Origin of the sequence: Pedobacter suwonensis (assembly GCF_044762335.1) — a bacterium.
Lineage (GTDB): Bacteria > Bacteroidota > Bacteroidia > Sphingobacteriales > Sphingobacteriaceae > Pedobacter.
In genome coordinates this window covers 110,040-127,145 of the sequence record NZ_JBIWEB010000012.1, presented here as the reverse complement: position 1 = coordinate 127,145, position 17,106 = coordinate 110,040, and the positions used below count along the sequence as shown (strand labels likewise).

At 42.9% G+C, this 17,106-nt stretch carries 10 protein-coding genes; 3 read left to right on the top strand and 7 right to left on the bottom strand.

What is annotated here, in order from left to right; genetic code table 11:
- The 3 genes from ACIQXP_RS17855 (at position 1) to araA (ending at position 4,010) form a co-directional block, all read left to right on the top strand.
- The gene (locus ACIQXP_RS17855) at positions 1–1,701 is read left to right on the top strand and encodes a ribulokinase (protein WP_387506468.1); all 1,701 of its coding nucleotides are present in this window, start codon (positions 1–3) and stop codon (positions 1,699–1,701) included.
- Positions 1,698–2,399: an L-ribulose-5-phosphate 4-epimerase gene (locus ACIQXP_RS17850; protein ID WP_387506465.1), complete on the top strand. Its 702-nt coding sequence runs from the start codon at positions 1,698–1,700 to the stop codon at positions 2,397–2,399. Before ACIQXP_RS17855 ends, ACIQXP_RS17850 begins: the two co-directional genes overlap by 4 nt.
- 117 nt (positions 2,400–2,516) lie before the next feature.
- On the top strand, positions 2,517–4,010 hold the full coding sequence (gene araA / locus ACIQXP_RS17845; RefSeq protein WP_387506462.1) for an L-arabinose isomerase: 1,494 nt from the start codon (positions 2,517–2,519) through the stop codon (positions 4,008–4,010).
- Between the two features lie 386 nt (positions 4,011–4,396).
- Here the strand turns inward: araA and ACIQXP_RS17840 are convergent, their stop codons facing one another.
- The 7 genes from ACIQXP_RS17840 to fucP all read right to left on the bottom strand — a co-directional run bounded on the left by ACIQXP_RS17840 (position 4,397) and on the right by fucP (position 17,070).
- A complete protein-coding gene (locus ACIQXP_RS17840; protein WP_387506459.1) occupies positions 4,397–5,185 on the bottom strand; it encodes an L-fucose dehydrogenase in 789 nt (262 codons plus the stop codon).
- 264 nt (positions 5,186–5,449) lie between these two features.
- Positions 5,450–7,783: a DUF5703 domain-containing protein gene (locus ACIQXP_RS17835; protein ID WP_387506457.1), complete on the bottom strand. Its 2,334-nt coding sequence runs from the start codon at positions 7,781–7,783 to the stop codon at positions 5,450–5,452.
- Positions 7,784–7,992: 209 nt separating this feature from the next.
- Positions 7,993–9,411, bottom strand: coding sequence for a sialate O-acetylesterase (locus tag ACIQXP_RS17830; RefSeq protein WP_387506455.1), 1,419 nt, complete (start codon positions 9,409–9,411; stop codon positions 7,993–7,995).
- A 167-nt stretch (positions 9,412–9,578) separates the two neighbouring features.
- The gene (locus ACIQXP_RS17825; RefSeq protein ID WP_387506453.1) at positions 9,579–11,558 is read right to left on the bottom strand and encodes an aceric acid hydrolase; all 1,980 of its coding nucleotides are present in this window, start codon (positions 11,556–11,558) and stop codon (positions 9,579–9,581) included.
- A gap of 106 nt (positions 11,559–11,664) precedes the next feature.
- Positions 11,665–12,255 (bottom strand): hypothetical protein, encoded by a 591-nt coding sequence (locus tag ACIQXP_RS17820; RefSeq protein WP_387506451.1) that lies wholly within the window; start codon positions 12,253–12,255, stop codon positions 11,665–11,667.
- Positions 12,256–12,279: 24 nt separating this feature from the next.
- Positions 12,280–15,717 (bottom strand): glycosyl hydrolase, encoded by a 3,438-nt coding sequence (locus ACIQXP_RS17815; RefSeq protein ID WP_387506448.1) that lies wholly within the window; start codon positions 15,715–15,717, stop codon positions 12,280–12,282.
- 57 nt (positions 15,718–15,774) lie between these two features.
- Positions 15,775–17,070 carry an L-fucose:H+ symporter permease gene (fucP, locus tag ACIQXP_RS17810; RefSeq protein WP_387506445.1) on the bottom strand — a complete coding sequence of 432 codons (1,296 nt, stop codon included), beginning with the start codon at positions 17,068–17,070 and terminating at the stop codon, positions 15,775–15,777.
- Positions 17,071–17,106 lie beyond the last annotated feature (36 nt).

Below are 17,106 nucleotides of genomic sequence, written 5' to 3'. Positions count from 1 at the left end.
ATGAGCAAAGCAAACTATGTAATTGGAGTAGATTATGGGACTGATTCTGTCCGATCTGTTCTAGTCGATACCGCAAATGGAAAAGAAATTTCGGCCTCTGTTTTTCTTTATCCCAGATGGCAAAAAGGTTTATACTGTAAACCGGCTGTTAACCAGTTCCGCCAGCATCCCTTAGATTATATTGAAGGTTTAGAGCATACCATAAAAGATTGTTTAACCAAAGCCGGTGGTGCAGAAACTGCTTCTTTAGTAAGGGGTATTTCGATTGATACGACAGGTTCAAGTCCCGTTGCTGTTGATGCAGCAGGTACTCCCCTGGCTTTAACACCTGGTTTTGAAGAGAATCCAAATGCCATGTTTGTGCTTTGGAAAGACCATACAGCGGTTAAAGAAGCTGCAGAAATTAATGAGCATGCTACCCGGTTCGAAACCAACTATTTGAAGTACGTGGGCGGAATTTATTCGTCTGAATGGTTCTGGGCCAAACTCTTGCGTACCTTAAGGGTAGATCAGTCTATTCGGAACAGTGCGCAATCCTGGGTGGAGCATTGTGACTGGATTCCGTTTTTACTTTGTGGCGGCAAGGATGTGACTACCATGAAAAGAAGTCGTTGCGCTGCCGGACACAAAGCTTTATGGGCAGAAGAATTTAACGGTTTGCCACCGGAAGATTTTTTTAGCAGTCTGGATCCGCTTTTGGCTGGTTTCAGAGATAAATTATTTAATGATACCGATACTTCTGATGTTGCCGCCGGAACCTTATGCGAAGAGTGGGCAAATAAATTAGGCTTAAGTACCGATGTGGTAATTGGTGTTGGCGCTTTCGATGCACACATGGGCGCAGTTGGCGGACAGATTGAGCCTTATTATTTAAGTAAGGTAATGGGTACCAGTACCTGCGATATTTTAGTAGCACCTAACCAGGATTTAGATGGAAAACTGATAAACGGTATATGTGGACAGGTAAATGGTTCTGTAATTCCGGGTATGGCAGGTTTAGAGGCAGGTCAGTCTGCTTTTGGCGATGTATACGCCTGGTTTAAAAATTTAATCAGCTGGCCGCTCAACCACTTGTTGACTGAATCTACGTTAATTGATGAAGCTACAGCAACTGCGCTAAAAGATGAGTTGGAAGCAAAGATTATTGCCAACTTAAGTAAGCAGGCAGAAGCTTTAGACGATGATGACTATGCAGAACTGGCCGTAGATTGGTTAAATGGCAGAAGAACGCCTGATGCGAATCAGGAGCTTAAAGGTGCCATTACCGGTTTGGGTTTAGGTACCGATGCACCGCGGTTTTTTCGCGCCCTGGCAGCCGCAACCTGTTTTGGTGCCAAAGCCATTGTAGATCGTTTTAAAGAACAAGGGGTGCCTGTAAAAGGTATTATTGGCATTGGTGGTGTGGCTAAAAAATCGGCTTACATTATGCAGATGATGTCTGATGTGCTCGAAATGCCGATCCGGATTCACCGCTTTGAGCATACCTGTGCTTTAGGTGCAGCTATGTTTGCCGCAGTAGCAGCCGGTATTTACCCGAATATTGAGGAAGCCATGCAAGCCATGGGTACCGGTTTTGAAAAAGAATATAAGCCAAATGTGAAAAAGCAAAAGCTTTACCGCCAGCATTATCAGCAATATTTAGGGCTTGGCCGTTATTTGGATAAATACAGCAAAAAAGATGTTAAACCTTATCTGTCATGAGCAACTATCAGGATATAAAGCAACAGGCTTACGAAGCCAATATGCAGTTGCCGAAATTGGGATTGGTACTCTTTACCTTCGGTAATGTAAGTGCCGCAGACCGTTCAAAAGGTGTATTTGCAATTAAACCCAGTGGTGTGCCGTATGAGGATTTAACACCGGAAAAAATGGTGATTGTAGATTTTGATGGGAAAACAGTTGAAGGTAGTCTCCGCCCCTCTTCGGATACCCAAACGCACGCCGTTTTGTATAAGCACTGGGAAGATATTGGTGGCGTAGTACATACCCACTCTACCTACGGCACTGCCTGGGCGCAGGCGCAAAAAGCCATCCCGATTTTTGGTACCACCCATGCTGACCATTTAACTGTAGATATTCCGTGTGCGCCACCGATGGATGACGCCATGATTAAAGGTAATTATGAATATGAAACGGGGTTCCAGATCATTAATCACTTTCAAAGCCTGGGCTTAAGCCATAAAGAGGTAGAAATGATTTTAGTGGGTAACCATGCGCCTTTTACCTGGGGTAAAACAGCAGAGAAAGCCGTTTACAATAGTGCAGTACTGGAGGCCGTAGCGCAAATGGCCTTGTTAACGCAACAGATTAATCCGCAGGCGCCAAAGTTAAAAGATTCGTTAATCGAAAAGCATTATGAGCGTAAACATGGTGCAGGTGCCTACTACGGACAAAAATAGTGAGTCCAAAGTCTTGAACTATCGGTTGGTGTCTCACCGACCGGAAAATATTAAACCTATCAGGTTTTAAAAACCTGATAGGTTTATTTGAATAAATTAAAAACAACATAAGCAGTAATGATTGATTTAAAAAAATTACAGGTTTGGTTTATCACCGGTACACAACATTTGTACGGCGAAGAAACCTTAAAGCAAGTAGCAGAACATGCACAGCAAGTTGCTGATTCATTGAACCAAAACCAAAATATTTCGGTTTCGGTGGTGTACAAGCCGATTGTAAAAACCACCGAGGAGATTTTTGAAACTTTACAACAGGCCAATATCGATGAAAACTGTATTGGCGTTATTACCTGGATGCACACGTTCTCTCCTGCTAAAATGTGGATCAGGGGTTTGAATGTATTGCAGAAACCTTTGTTACACCTGCATACACAGTTCAATCGCGATATTCCATGGAATACCATTGATATGGATTTTATGAACCTGAACCAAAGTGCACACGGCGACCGCGAATTTGGTTTTATGGTTTCGCGTATGCGTAAGGACCGTAAAGTGGTGGTTGGCCACTGGCAGGATGAAGAAGTGGCAAAACAGATTGATACCTGGTGCAGGGCTGCTGCCGGATGGAACGATTGGCAGGGCGCTAAATTTGTACGCTTTGGCGATAACATGCGCTTTGTAGCGGTTACCGATGGTGATAAGGTTGAAGCGGAAATGAAATTTGGCTTTTCAGTAAACACTTACGGTATAGGTGATTTAGTAGCCGTAATTAATGGAATTGATGAGGAAGCTGTTCAGGCTTTATTAAAAGAATACGAAGCTAGCTATGAAATGGCTGATGACCTGAAAGCTGGTGGTGCGAGACACCAATCGGTTTACGATGCGGCTAAAATTGAGTTGGGATTACGCAAGTTTTTAGTTGATGGTGGCTTTAAGGGTTTCTCAGATACCTTTGAAGATTTACACGGGATGATTCAGTTGCCGGGTATTGCAGCACAACGTTTGATGGCCGATGGTTACGGTTTTGCCGGTGAAGGTGATTGGAAAACTGCGGCTTTGGTACGTGCCTGTAAGGTAATGGGCGCTGGTTTACCAGGTGGAAATGCTTTTATGGAAGATTATACTTATCATTTTGATCCGGCAAATGCCATGGTGCTGGGTTCGCACATGCTGGAAGTAGATGCCAGCCTGGCATCAGGAAAAGCCAGTTTAGAAGTACATCCACTGGGCATTGGCGGTAAAGCTGATCCGGCACGTTTGGTATTCAACGTAGGCGGTGGCGATGCCCTGAATGCTTCGTTAATTGATATGGGCAACCGTTTCCGTTTACTGGTAAATGAAGTTAAAGCCGTTGAAGCAGAAAATGATTTGCCTAACCTGCCTGTTGCACGTGTGCTTTGGAAACCACTGCCTGATATGAAAACAGGTTGTGCAGCATGGATTTATGCTGGTGGAGCACACCACACGGCTTACAGTCAGAATTTAGCTACCGAGCACTTGTCAGATTTTGCCAACATTGCCGGTTTGGAATACATTAACATTGGGGCCGATACGAAAATCAATCAGTTCAGAAATGAATTGCATTGGAATGAGGTGTTTTATAAAGGTTAAGCTAAATAAACCCCAATAATACGGAAGCCGATAACATTCAAATTATCGGCTTTTTTTGTGATTATACTTTTCAGTGATAAAATCGCTGTCCTCATGCATCCGCGTTACAAACGCGGACGATTTTTTTTCAGTAGGTTGTCGGATATAGCCTACCAAAATAGAGAAATAACGATAGACATTCGTCATTTCGAGAAGGCTTTTTCAACCGACGAAGCAATCCTTCTAGCAAGAATCGCTCGCATTACAGATTGCTTTCCCGAGAAATCGGGACTGGCTGTCGTTCCTCCTCGCAATGACGATCTATTTACTCTCCAGTTTTCATTCGTGTTGGTTAATTGTCGGCATTGGTATAAACTGCCAACTAATAACTGTCAACTGAAAACTGATTAAGCGTTCGCCAAAGCCCGGTCTAAATGTACATAGCCTCCATCTACATGGATTATTTGCCCGGTAGTGTGACTTGAGCGGGCCGACATCAGAAATGCCGTCATATTGGCGATTTCTTCTGCAGTAGTCATTCTGTTTTCTAAAGGAATTTTAGCGGTAATTTCATTTAGTTTTTCCTGTGCATCAGTTAGCGTTTCGATCCAGGTTTCGTAGGCGGGTGTCCAGCACTCTGCCACCACAACTGCATTAACCCTGATGCCATATTTTAAGAGTTCTACCGCCCACTCGCGGGTTAGCGCGTTTCTGCCACCATTGGCTGCCGCATAGGCTGAGGTGTTTCCCTGACCGGTTTCAGCTGTTTTAGACGTGATATTTACAATTGCCCCCTTGCTTTTGATCAGCTCAGGCAAAGCATGGTGCGCCATCAGGTAATAATGCACTACATTTTTGTGGAGCGAAGCCATAAAACTTTCATAATCGCCACGCTCAAGGCCTACCCCATCATTTACACCGGCATTGTTTACCAGGCCATCAATCCTGCCAAATTTAGCGACAATCTGGGCAATTACTTTTTCACAATCTTGCGGTTTGGAAAGTTCGGCTACAAACTGATCGGCTTTTTTGCCTAGCGCGGTAATTTCATCAACCACCTTCTGGTTGTCTGCTGCTTTTCTGCCTACAATTACGGCGATGGCGTCTTCTTTGGCAAATACTTCCGCGATACTACGGCCAATGCCTTTGGCCGCGCCGGTAATGATGATTACTTTTTCTTTTAGTTGTAAATCCATATTTATTTTTTCTGCCACAGATTTCACAGATTTAGTTTAGAGATTTGTGTTTGTCTTTTTTAGCTGTGGGTTATTTTATTTGTTTAGTTCCTGCTTTATTTCTTGCCGCGGATTGCACGGATAAACACGGATTATGTATTATTAATATCTGTGTTCATCCTTTTTATCTGTGGTTTATTCTAATTGTTTTTTCTGTTCTATTTTTTGCCAACGTATTTCACGGATAAATACGGTTTTTTTTATTAAAATCTGTATTTATTCTTTTTATCTGTGGTTGATCATATTTATAATATCCTGTCTTCTCGATTCGGGTAATACTTTTAAATCGATTAATTTTCCGTTTTTTAACCTTCCTTCAACGGTAGTTTGGTATGGGGCATAAAGTTTGAAATGTACATTCCAGTCTGCCGGCCATGCCGGGAAAAGATAAATCTTTTTTCGATCGCTTTGCATGAGCATTTCCTGTAAACCAATCATACCCGAGCCTCCCCAGTTGTGATCGGGTGTCCAATCGAAGCCTGGTCCCCAGAAGGCCGGAAAACGCCTTCCGGAATCTTTTAATTTAAGGGTGGTTAATAGGGATGCTTCTTCGGTTAAACCTAATCTCGCTGCAAAGATGTTATCCTGCTTCCAGCCTACATAACTTCTGAATTTCAGCACATCTGTATCGTATCGGAAGGTATTGACCGCAGTATCCAAACCTGGTTTCCCTATGCCATAAATGCCCCATGGATATACCGGATAGAGTTGGGGACTTTCGGTGTTATTGATTCGTTCCCAGAGTTTGGCCGGTGCTATAGTGGTGTGCCCCTGGAAAGCCCTGAAACTGACTTCCGGAATGGTTTTGAGCATGGCTGTCCATTCGATTCGCTTATTTTCGGGTAATGAAGGACTTTCAATCAAGCTTTGTAATACTGTTTTTAATGCAGCGATGGTAGACGTAGCATTGTATGCCATTTTATAGGTTTCGGCACCGGAGCCCGGATACAAAACCAGGTGCCCCTCCCCATCAAGTGCTTTGGCGCCTCGTTGTTTGGCCAGATAGGTATAATGCTCCTTGAAAAACGTCAGTGAGCTTTCAATTAAAGGAAGATATTTTTCAATATTCCGCTGATCATAACGTTCTGTTTCGAGGATCATCATGCAGAACTCCAGAACGGTATCCCATTCGTATTCGAGCCACGCATTGTATTCCATCCCTTTGTTAAAATCAGCCGGACGTTTCCAGCCATATTCTGCAGGGTTGGGTAATCCGAAGTTTTCCAATTGCTCGGTAAAGCTCGCTCCTTTGTGCCCCCAGGCAGTCGCGGTTCTGATCTCCGCATTCTTCAGTAAATCCAGGTAGAAATCAAATTGAGGCTTCATCATATCAAAATCGCCGGTTTTAAGCATGGGCCAGTAAACCAGACGCTGGTTTTGCGCGGTATGGGTGCCTCCTCCCCAATTTCTGAAATCAGGTGTATATTTTAATGCGCTATCGATGAGTTGCGGATCGAAAGTAAATAGCCCGCCGTTAAATTTAGTAGGGTATCTGCCAAAAGCATTACAGCCCAGCATGTAGCGGAAAAGCTGGTAATTCCTGCCCGATTGATGAGCGGCCTCATCTTTTGCCTGGATGTAAATAAAACTTTTGTTCCAGTAATTGTTCCACCATCTGATGCTGGCCTGCTGATCGCTTTTCGCATGTTGAAGTGTGCTTTTCAATTCCTTTTCCCAGGTAGTAACAGCCGATGTAGTACTTGTATTCAGGGCAATGGTGAGGTGTTCGCTTGTAGCCGGTGTTTTGCTTTTCAATTTCCAGCCCTGAAAAGGTGTGCTGAGGTAAGTGCCGGCCTCATTACCGGTAACTACCATGTTTTGCCCTTTCATCATTCCGCCAAAAATCAGATTTTTTAAAGGGTTGTAGAGTGCGGTTTGATATTCAGTTAAACCTTGTTGTTTTACGGTCACATCAAAAACAGTTTGCGGCTGATTCTGATGATAAAATTGTACGCCACCATCTTTAAAAGCAATTTTGTCTTTCCGTGTTTTTACAATGCCTTGAGGAGCCCATTTGTACGAATTCTGGTTATTTTCTTTGCCTGTGGTAATGCGATCTTCAAAGCGCCAGCTCTCATAATTGGCGGTAGTAGTCATTTTTGCATTCGATTGAATGTCTATATGAATGACTGGTTTAAAAACATCTACCCAAACCTTGATTTCGCTTTTAATTTTTCCATCGGTCCCGGATATGCTGGCGTAGCCATCTTTTAGGATGAGTTCTTGCTTAAAGGTTTGGCCGGCAAACGGATTGGGACTAAACTGCAGCCTGATGCGACCAAGTTTAAGTAAAGTATTGTTTTCATCAAAGGTTCCGCTGCGGGAAAGGTACAGATACACCTCTCCTTTTTCTACCCAGAGGTTTAAACCGATATCGCCACCGCCAATAGGCATCGATTCGGCTGAATTATGGCTTTGGGTAGTCCATACCACATTCGCGGATGCTATCTCTTGCGAAAAGGCAACGGTTGAAGTGAACCACAAATACGCGAAGAGCAGAAAGAAAAAGGTTTTGCCTTGCAAACGTAAAATATTTGACCACCTGATACACCTAAGCATACCTGATTGATGATTTAAAAATATCAACCATATAAGACAATTAAGCAGATTTAAGTTGATTAATAGAATACTTTGTAGCCTCTGTGTCTTTGTGGTTAAAAAGCTGAGAACACCTGAGGAATGGCTTAAAAATGCCGGCCATATAAGGAAGTTTAGCACATTTAAGTACTTTTTATACAAACCAGATGTCTTTGTGGTTAATATCATTACTATTTTTCCCAATTGTCTGTACGGAAAGAGCAAACCGGCAGGCCGTCATTTCCGAATAAATCGCCGGTTACAAAATTCTTAAACGCGTAACGTACGGCCACAGGCACTTTTACCTCCTCAGCCGAAACAACGATACTGCTGCCTTTTATAGTGGCTTTAGCCGGATAAAACTTCTGATCAGCGCCCGCAATTTCAAATAAAGATAAAGTTTTACCAAAAGAAGTTAACCCGTTAGGTATATTTTTAAACCTAAGGGTTGCAGTGTTTTTTTCGATACTTAACGATTCGTAAACCGGGCTAAACGCCCCAAAGCCTTTGATACCATAGGTTTGGGCCAGGGCCAGGTAGGCAAGCCTTTCTCCCCCCTGTTTTTTATTGGCCGGATGGATGGAGTTTTCTTCACCGATATCCATTAACACCGCCATGCCACTGTTTTGTATTTTGCTTAACGATTTGCGCTGCGCATCGCGTAGATATGCCGAATTGTAATTGGTGCCCGGCTTGGCAATGAGTGAATAATTATAAGGCGCAATTTGTGCGTAGTAGAAGGGAAATTCGCCATGATCCCAGTGTTGTCGCCAGCCCGAAACCATAGCCGGGAACAAATCTTCGTAGCGTTGTGGTCGCTCATAATTTGATTCGCCCTGATACCAGATGGCTCCTTTAATGCCATAACCCATTACCGGATAAAGCATGCCATTGTATAACGTAGTGGGTGTTCTGCTTACTTCTTTAATAGAATCGCCTTTTGAGGGGATTTTAATTTCTGTAAAGGGCTTTAAATCTTCGGGCGACATCCAGGCTTCAATGCTCGAACCACCGTAACTGTCGTTGATTAAACCAATGGGTACATGGAGCATTTCGCTCAGCAGCGATCCAAAATAATAAGCGGTAGCACTGAAATTAGAAACGGCTTCGGGTTCGGCAAGTTTCCACAACGAAGATTTGCTGTTGTCCTGCCTTTCGGTAATGGATGAACGCGGAACAGTATATAACCTGATGTTGGGGTTTGAAGATTTCAAGATAACTTCATTAGATCCAATAACAGGCTGACCTTTGAATCCTTTCATAGGCATTTCCATATTCGACTGGCCTCCGCAAAACCAAACCTCTCCAATGAGAATATCTTTCAGGACGAGTTTTTCTCCATCATTAAGCGCGATTTCGTATGGTCCGCCTGCAGCTGGTGTAGTAACCTTTACTTTCCACTTTCCGGTTTCATCAGAAGTTACAGTATAGCTGGTTTTGTTCCAGGAAGTAAACACTTTAACTTTGGTTGCCGGTTTAGCCCATCCCCAAATGGCTACCTTGCTTTGCTGCTGCAGCACCATGTGATCGGTAAAAATGGAAGCTGGTTTTACAGTGGCCGATGCAATGCTGGAGCAAAGGATCAGGAAAAGTATCAGTTTTAATTTCATTGTTGTATTCTTTTTTCTTTCGTTATTCCTACGCAATTGGAATCTTAAAGATCATCATCTCGACTGTAGCGCGGCGAAATGGAGAGGATCTATCTAAGCAGATTTAGCTTCGCCGAGCCTTCGGGTTCCCGACTATGTTACACTCCGCTCGAATGACGCACATCTGTTTATCTACTAACGGGCAGCCAAACCGACATTTCTGAATGGCCCCTGTTGCCCCAGGCAAAGTAGGGTATCAGTTTAAGTGTGGTTGTGGTGTTTTTATCTTCAATTGGCTTGTAAAGCACATTTTTCCAGTTATTGGGTGCTACAATTTTAGCGGTACCCTCCAGGCTCATTATTTTAGCGCCCTCAATATTCATGGTCTTTGCCTCGAATTGGGTTGTGGTAGGTATAAAGGCGTTGAAAATACTCTTACCCGGCAGGTCGGTAGATTCAAGGCAATATACCACCGGACCTCGTTTAATGGCTACCTGATTGCGGTTTTCTTCTACCAAAGGATTGGCTTCAATTAAAACAGCCTCCATAGGAAGGTTGAGTGTAATCACATCCCCCTTTTTCCAAAGGCGGCTAATTTCAGCATAAGTGCCTGGAACAGCTTTTACCTGTACAACTGCTCCATTGATGCTGATCTTCGGATCATGAGTCCAGGCAGGGATCCTTAAAAAAATTGAATAGGCTTTGTCGGTACTTTCTTTTACTGCGATTTTGATGTTGCCACTCCAGGGATAGTCGGTTTCTTCGCTCAAAGCAATTTTAGTACCGTTAGTTAGTGTAGTGCTTAAATTATTGCCTCCATAAAGATTGAACCACAATCCTTTATCTGAAATGCTGTATGCGTAATTACTAACTTCAGCAATGGTGCGCACCACATTTGGCGGACAACAGTTTGATAGTGTTATGTAAGGTACCCGATCTTTAGACCAACGCTGTTTGAAAGGTAAATCATCAGATTGTGCCAGCGGATTGGTATACAGGAAATTCTTTCCATCTAAGCTAATGCCCGATAAAACACTGTTGTGAAGCGCCAGTTCCATCACATCGGCATATCTGGCATCGCCAGTAATTTGTAACATGCGCCAGTTCCACAATACGTTACCGATATTGGCACAGGTTTCGTTGTGGGCGGTGAAATTGGGTAGCTGGTAATCGCGGCCGAAAGCCTGGTGTATTTTCTGTACCTCGGCCGGATTGTATGAAGTGCCATCAGGCGATGTACCATCGTAAATGGAACCACAACCGCCGGTAATGTACATTTTATGCTGGTTTACATCATCCCATATCATATTCAGGGTGTTTAAAAGCGAATCTTTTCCGGTTTCTGCGTACAGATCGGCTACGCCGGCATACAGGTAATTTGCCCTTACGGCATGGCCCATGGCTTTCGTTTGCTGTAAAAACGGAATACGGTCCTGGTTATCATCAGTTCCATCCTCTATTTTTCCTTTAATGGCAATTAAATGTTTGGCCAGTTCGAGGTAGCGCGGATCTTTGGTGGTACGGTATATTTCTACCACACCCATGTAGTGCGAAGGGCAAATGGCATTTCTGGCCAGAGTAGGCGAAGCGGATTTATAGAACCTGTATAAATAATCGGTGGCTTTTTTGGCGATATTAAGCAAGGTGGTTTTACCCGTAGCGCGGTAATGGATGCAACCTGCTGTCATTAAATGACCAATGTTGTAAGACTCAAAACTCAGGCGATCCTGAAACTGGTTATTGGCACCGGTTTTACGCTGCTCAATCATCGCTTTGGTATAAATGTAGCCATCTTCGCGCTGCGATTTGCCAATTACAACAATCGCCTTGTCCATCATCTCATCTAATTTTGGATTTTTGGTAGAAGCATACAGCACCGCCACCGCTTCCAGTGTTTTGTAATAATCGCCATCGTGAAAGGAAGGGCCGGCATGCGAACCGGTATCAAGGCCAGCGGCGATTTCGAAGTTTTTAAAGGCATGGCTGATTTTCGGATCGTAGTAAATGGCCCACATATTCGGTACCATGGTTTCGGTGGCCACTTTAAAACGGTCGGCCCAAAAACCTTTTGTCCAGGTTACATCACTCATATTAATGCTATGCAGCTTAGCATAAGGGCTGTTTGAGGTGTTGACCAGCGCTTTATCCTGTGCTACTGCGTTTAACATTAAAAAAAGCATTACGCAAATCATTACCTGAAGTCGTAAAGTCTGAAAGACAAAATTTCCGATTATATGAGGTAGCTTTTTTATCATTGTTTTCCTTTTTAGCGTTCTAATCTAGTTTATTTCCAAAATTTCTTAAATTCTGAAGGGTGGGTAATGGCCTGATCATAATTTTCTTTACATTTTTTTTTAGAATTTTTTCGGAGCCCAATGATTTTAAAGTTTCAGTCCTCACTCCTGCTAAAAGATCAAACACTGTTTCAATCGTTGAATTTTTGCCATCATAAACTACACTGGAGATTTTAACCAATTGAAAAACGCCATTTTTGTAGATGAATTTATGTTCATAACGAACATCATTTTTTTCCGAGTTCATGACTAAAAACCCTTTTTCAATAAAAAAATATGGAATGGTGTTTTTGGTGTGTATACCATTTACATATTGAGGTTCAATTACATCTGTTGAAGAGAAAATCATTTTAAATTGCTTATTTGGCTGTAACAAAAATATCTGCAACCTCAACGGAACTGCTGCATCGATTGTATCCATTGTAATTACAGTTTTGTCGGTTAAGCCATCGTTATTCAAATCACCCTTTTCTAACCTAATCCGGACATTAAAATTATCTTTTACTTGCTTATGTTGGGCGTAAACAATGGTTTGAGCAAAAGCCAGAATGAATACAATTATTTTTTTCATTTATGTGAAATATCAAATTCTCGATTACTTTTCAAGTTGTATTAGTACCGGTCCTAATAATCCGGCAGGGCTTAATGGCTTGCCTTCTAAACGGAATGGTGCAGTTGTTTTGGTAATTCTTTTGTCTTCAGGTAATTTACTATCACCAATTAAACGGTTAGCCCAGGTATTTACCACTTCAATGCTGATCTGGTTCTCCCCTTTTTTAACGGCCTTGCTGATGTCTAAGCGGTAAGGCGGTGTCCACAAGGTGCCGCATGTCACGCCGTTGATTTTAACTTCGGCCATGCTTGAGAAAGCGCCTAAATCGATCCAGGCATTTTTGGTATCGCCATTGTAAGTAAAGTTTTTGGTGTAAAGTGCAGTTCCCGAATAGTAGCGGATTGCCGAATCAGGATTTTTGCTCCAATCGCTAAGCTGATTAAAAAGAACCGGTTGGGATGGGCCGCCATAAGCGGGGTCAAATTGCGCCTGCCAGTTAGCTGAAATATCCAGTGCTTTTTTATCTGCGGGCTTGTTTTCTACAGCTTTCAATCCGCTATGGGCACTTCGTGAAGAAAAAGAACTTACTTCCGGTGTATCCATTACCAGAAAAACAGATTGGTTAGGATATAAGGTTAAACTGATGTTAGTACCATCAAATGCATTGTTGATCTGATGTAGCTCAGACCATACATCACTTACTGCATCATAGCTGTGTACAGCTTTTTTGCCATTTCTTAAATTGAAGAGTAATGCCCTTTTTCTATTTTGCTGATTAGAGATAAAGTAAATTTCCTTGTTTCCGTCAATTCTATGGGTGTAAGCAATACCAGATGCGTAATCCTCATTTAACTTACTGCTTGTGAATTCATTAACCGTTAAGTCTCTTTTCAAGCCTAAAGCATCAAAGGTTTCACCATAGAAAGGAGCCTTAAAAATCTGTCCCAGTCCTAATTTTTTGGTATAAACAGGATGGTTATTATTTTTATACGATTCGAAGTTGCCATCCCAAATTTCTTCCACCATTTTATTAAACTCCATGGCATTAACCTGTTTTATACCATTTTGGTATAAGGGTTTATCTCCAATAATTACCTTCGCACCTGCCCTGATCAGCTCCAAAAGCTTTTTAACTGTTTCATAGCTTATGTACTGATAATTGGGCTTCATTTTCATATCCCCGGGGAATACCAGAATTTTATAAGCCGTACCGCTTGCAAAAACAACCTCGCCGTTTTTAACGGCTGCGGTGCTCAACACGTCCGGATTAAAACTATCGTAAGCATAACCGCGTAAAGGGTTTACCCAGGCTTCTGGATCGGCCATGTTAGCCGAATGGGTAACACCGGAAGGGATTTGTCGCAAAGGTTCGCCAATATTGGCTAAACGTTGCTGTTCTGCCTCTACCACCTCCCTGCCAAAAACTCCGGGTAAGGTTGTGACCAGCCTATCAGGTAATACCGACCGTCGGGGCAATTCTTCACCTGTGAAAACAGCAATATCCACTACAGGTTTACCTTGTTGCAGCAGATTTTGCGTGCGTGTGGCATAATCAACCCAGGCTTTACCCAGTTTCCACCAGGTTTGGTCACGCTGAAAGTAAAGGCCTACGCCATCTAAAGTCATGCCCGGTTTTCTATCCATCCAGGGGTTGTGCGCAAAAACGTGGTAGCTCAGTTTATTAATGCCCAGGGCATAATTACGGTCTTGCAGGGTTTTCATATTGCCCGGACTTTCGTTCCAATCCATCCGTACGGTGGTAAAGGCTTCTGCCTGAACAATATTTTTGTCATAAATGTGCGCTCCTGAAATGGCATCGAGCATATCGTTTGGTTTATCGTGCGTAGGGCTGTTCAGCCAAAACTCGCCCATGGGTATATCTACTGTTTTATAGTGCAATAAACCGTCGCTCATCATGGTAGGTGCTACACTCTCCGCGGTAAAGGTTACCCCTTTCTCCTTGGCTAGTTTGGCCAGGGTTTTATAAAACTGATCGACCACCAGCTCGGCGATGGTTTTTCTGATATCATAAAGAAAATCTTCAGATACTTTTGCGCTTTCCACCGGAAGTCCGGTAAAAATAGGCAGATAAGGTGTTAAATCGTAACCACGGCGTTTTAAAAATTCGGCTTTAAACAATGGCGACCAATTCTGGCTGCCACACTCCCAGCTATCTACATGGAAAACGCTCAGTACTTTTCTGGCTATTTCAGGACCCGCATGTTTTAAAGCTGCTCCATACCAATTGTCGAATTGTAGTTTAACGGCTGCGGGATTAAATTTATCGCATTCCAGCCCCATGCCGCCACCTGCGGTAGCATTGGTATGCCCTGTTGAGGTATGTCCGATCCTCAAAATAGTCCATTTACCTTTGGGAGCCTTCCAGTTTAAAGTGCCATCAGCGTTTACTTTATTGCTGAGGTTAATGATGTTTTTTAAGGGAATGCAAAGGTTTGGGGCAATTTGAGCATCCGTACTTCTTTTGCTGATCCGCCAAACGGAGCCATTTTTGCCTTCAAATTGATTAAGCTGCGCTTCGGCAGATAATTCCAGGTTAACGAGTTTTAATGAAGGTTTCCATTTGGCCGCATCTAAATCTTCAGCGCCTGGTTCAGCGCCTCTCTTATCGTAAATAAACCTGAAGAATTGAGCTGTTACAGGTACAATGCTTTGTGTTACAGCTTCATCTGTGTCCTGCCAGCCATGCCGTGGTGCTTCCATGCGCCCGATGGAGCGGAAGGTTTTCCCATCGTTACTCACCTCAATGGCCAGTCGCTGGGCCTGGTAATTATTGCCACTAACCTTAATGGTTATGGTTCGGCAGGTGAAAGGCTTTTCAAATTCGTACTGGATGTAACAAGGTTCGTTTGAGCCAAAGTTTTTCTTATTGTCCGGTTGTACGAGTCCGGTAGCGTCTCCACCATTGCTGGCCGTAATTTTAGGGATGACGGTGCGGGTAGAGATCCCTTCTCCAACAGGTGATGGATACGCGTAAACGGCTATATCGCGGTAGAAATTTTCCTTATTTTTGGGTACAGGTAATTGTATTTTATTCTTTGTATTACTGGTAGTTATCTTGGACCAAACTACTTTTTGCATGGAAAGTTCGGGTTTGATCCAAGGACCGCCTGCCAATGCAAAACCATCGCTTACATGCATACCCAGTTTAAGATTTAAACGTTTGGCTTCGCTCATGGCAAACTCCACCATTTGCCACCATTCGGGAGTAAGTTGTACACTTGGCGGTTGATAAAGAGGAGTTTTATCGGCACCCTGAATACTCATTAAATAAGCGCCGCCTATACCAATGGCTTTCATGGCCTCCAGGTCGGCTGTTATGCCAGGTTTCGAAACAGCTCCTTTAATCCAGTACCAGAATACCCAGGGCTTTGCGCTTTCATTTTGCGCATGGGCCCGCTTTGAGGCACAAAAGCTGATCAGCAATATCCATAACAGTGTTTTAATAAACCTGGGTGTCATTTTTAAATTTTAGGTTCAATAATTTTAAGTTGATCATAGTAGCAATGAGTATATTAATTATGATTTATGCGCCATTTTATAGCCGCTTAAACCAAAATAAAGCACCACTATAAAGCAAACCAACGGGATGCTGTAACCAATCTGGATGTGATCACCGTACAGATCAATCAGGGTGCCCATGCCGAAAGGTAAAATGGCCCCACCCACAATTGACATAATTAACCAAGAAGAACCTGGTTTGGTATCATCACCAATACCATCTATACCCAGGGCAAAAATGGTTGGGAACATGATCGACATAAAAAATCCAAGTCCGCCTAAAGCATACACCACGTAAGAACCCTTTCCTAAAATAGCTACTATGCACAACAACACAGAGATAATGGCATAAATTGCCAGCAGTTTATTCGAAGATACAAACTGGAGAATAGCTGTACCTGCAAAACGCCCGATAGTGAATAAGAAACCATAAATGGCTAAATAGGATGCCGCGGTTTTCTCATCAAAGCCACCACCTTGCTGGGCCATTCTGATAAAAAAACTGGTTACACAAACCTGCGCACCTACATAAAAAAATTGGGCAACCACAGCCCACCTCAGGTGTTTATGCCTTAATGCACCAAAGAAACTACCTTTGGCCTCGCCATCAATACTTTTGGTTTTAATTTCGGGCAGGTGGATAAAATAAAATATAACTGCGATAACCAGTAAAATAATTCCTAAAGTGATGTAAGGGGTTTTAACTGAAGCTGCTTCTTCTAAAAAATAGCTGTTTCGGCGCTCAGCACTCATTGCCGCGAGTTGTTCTTTGGTATGCGATTTTCCGGAAAGGATAAATAAACCACCGATCATGGGCGCTACCATGGCTGCTAAGCCATTAAATGATGCGGCAAGATTTAACCTGCTGGTGGCTTTTACCGGATCGCCTAAGACTGCAGCATAAGGATTGGCCGAAGTTTCGAGCATGGTTAAACCACAACCAATGATAAAAAGTGCAATAAGAAAGGTGATGTAGGAAAGGTTATTGGCTGCCGGAACAAATAGAAAAGCACCGATTGCAAAAGCCAGCAGGCCAGAAATCATGGTAGCCTTATAACCCCATTTCTTTAAAATAACGCCTGCCGGAATGGCCATTAAGAAATAGGCAAAGAAAACAGCAGTATCAATTAATGTAGATTGCCGGTTATTTAAGTTACAGGCTTTTTTAAGGTGCGGAATCAGGATCGAATCGAGATTGTGCGCCATGCCCCAGAGGAAAAACAGACTCACTACGAGTATAAATGGAAATAGGTACTTTTTTCCCGATGAGGAATGGTTTTCAGTTACAATTTCGGATGAGGTGTTGTGGTTCATGATATTTGGTTTATCGGTTCATTCGTTCAACAGTTC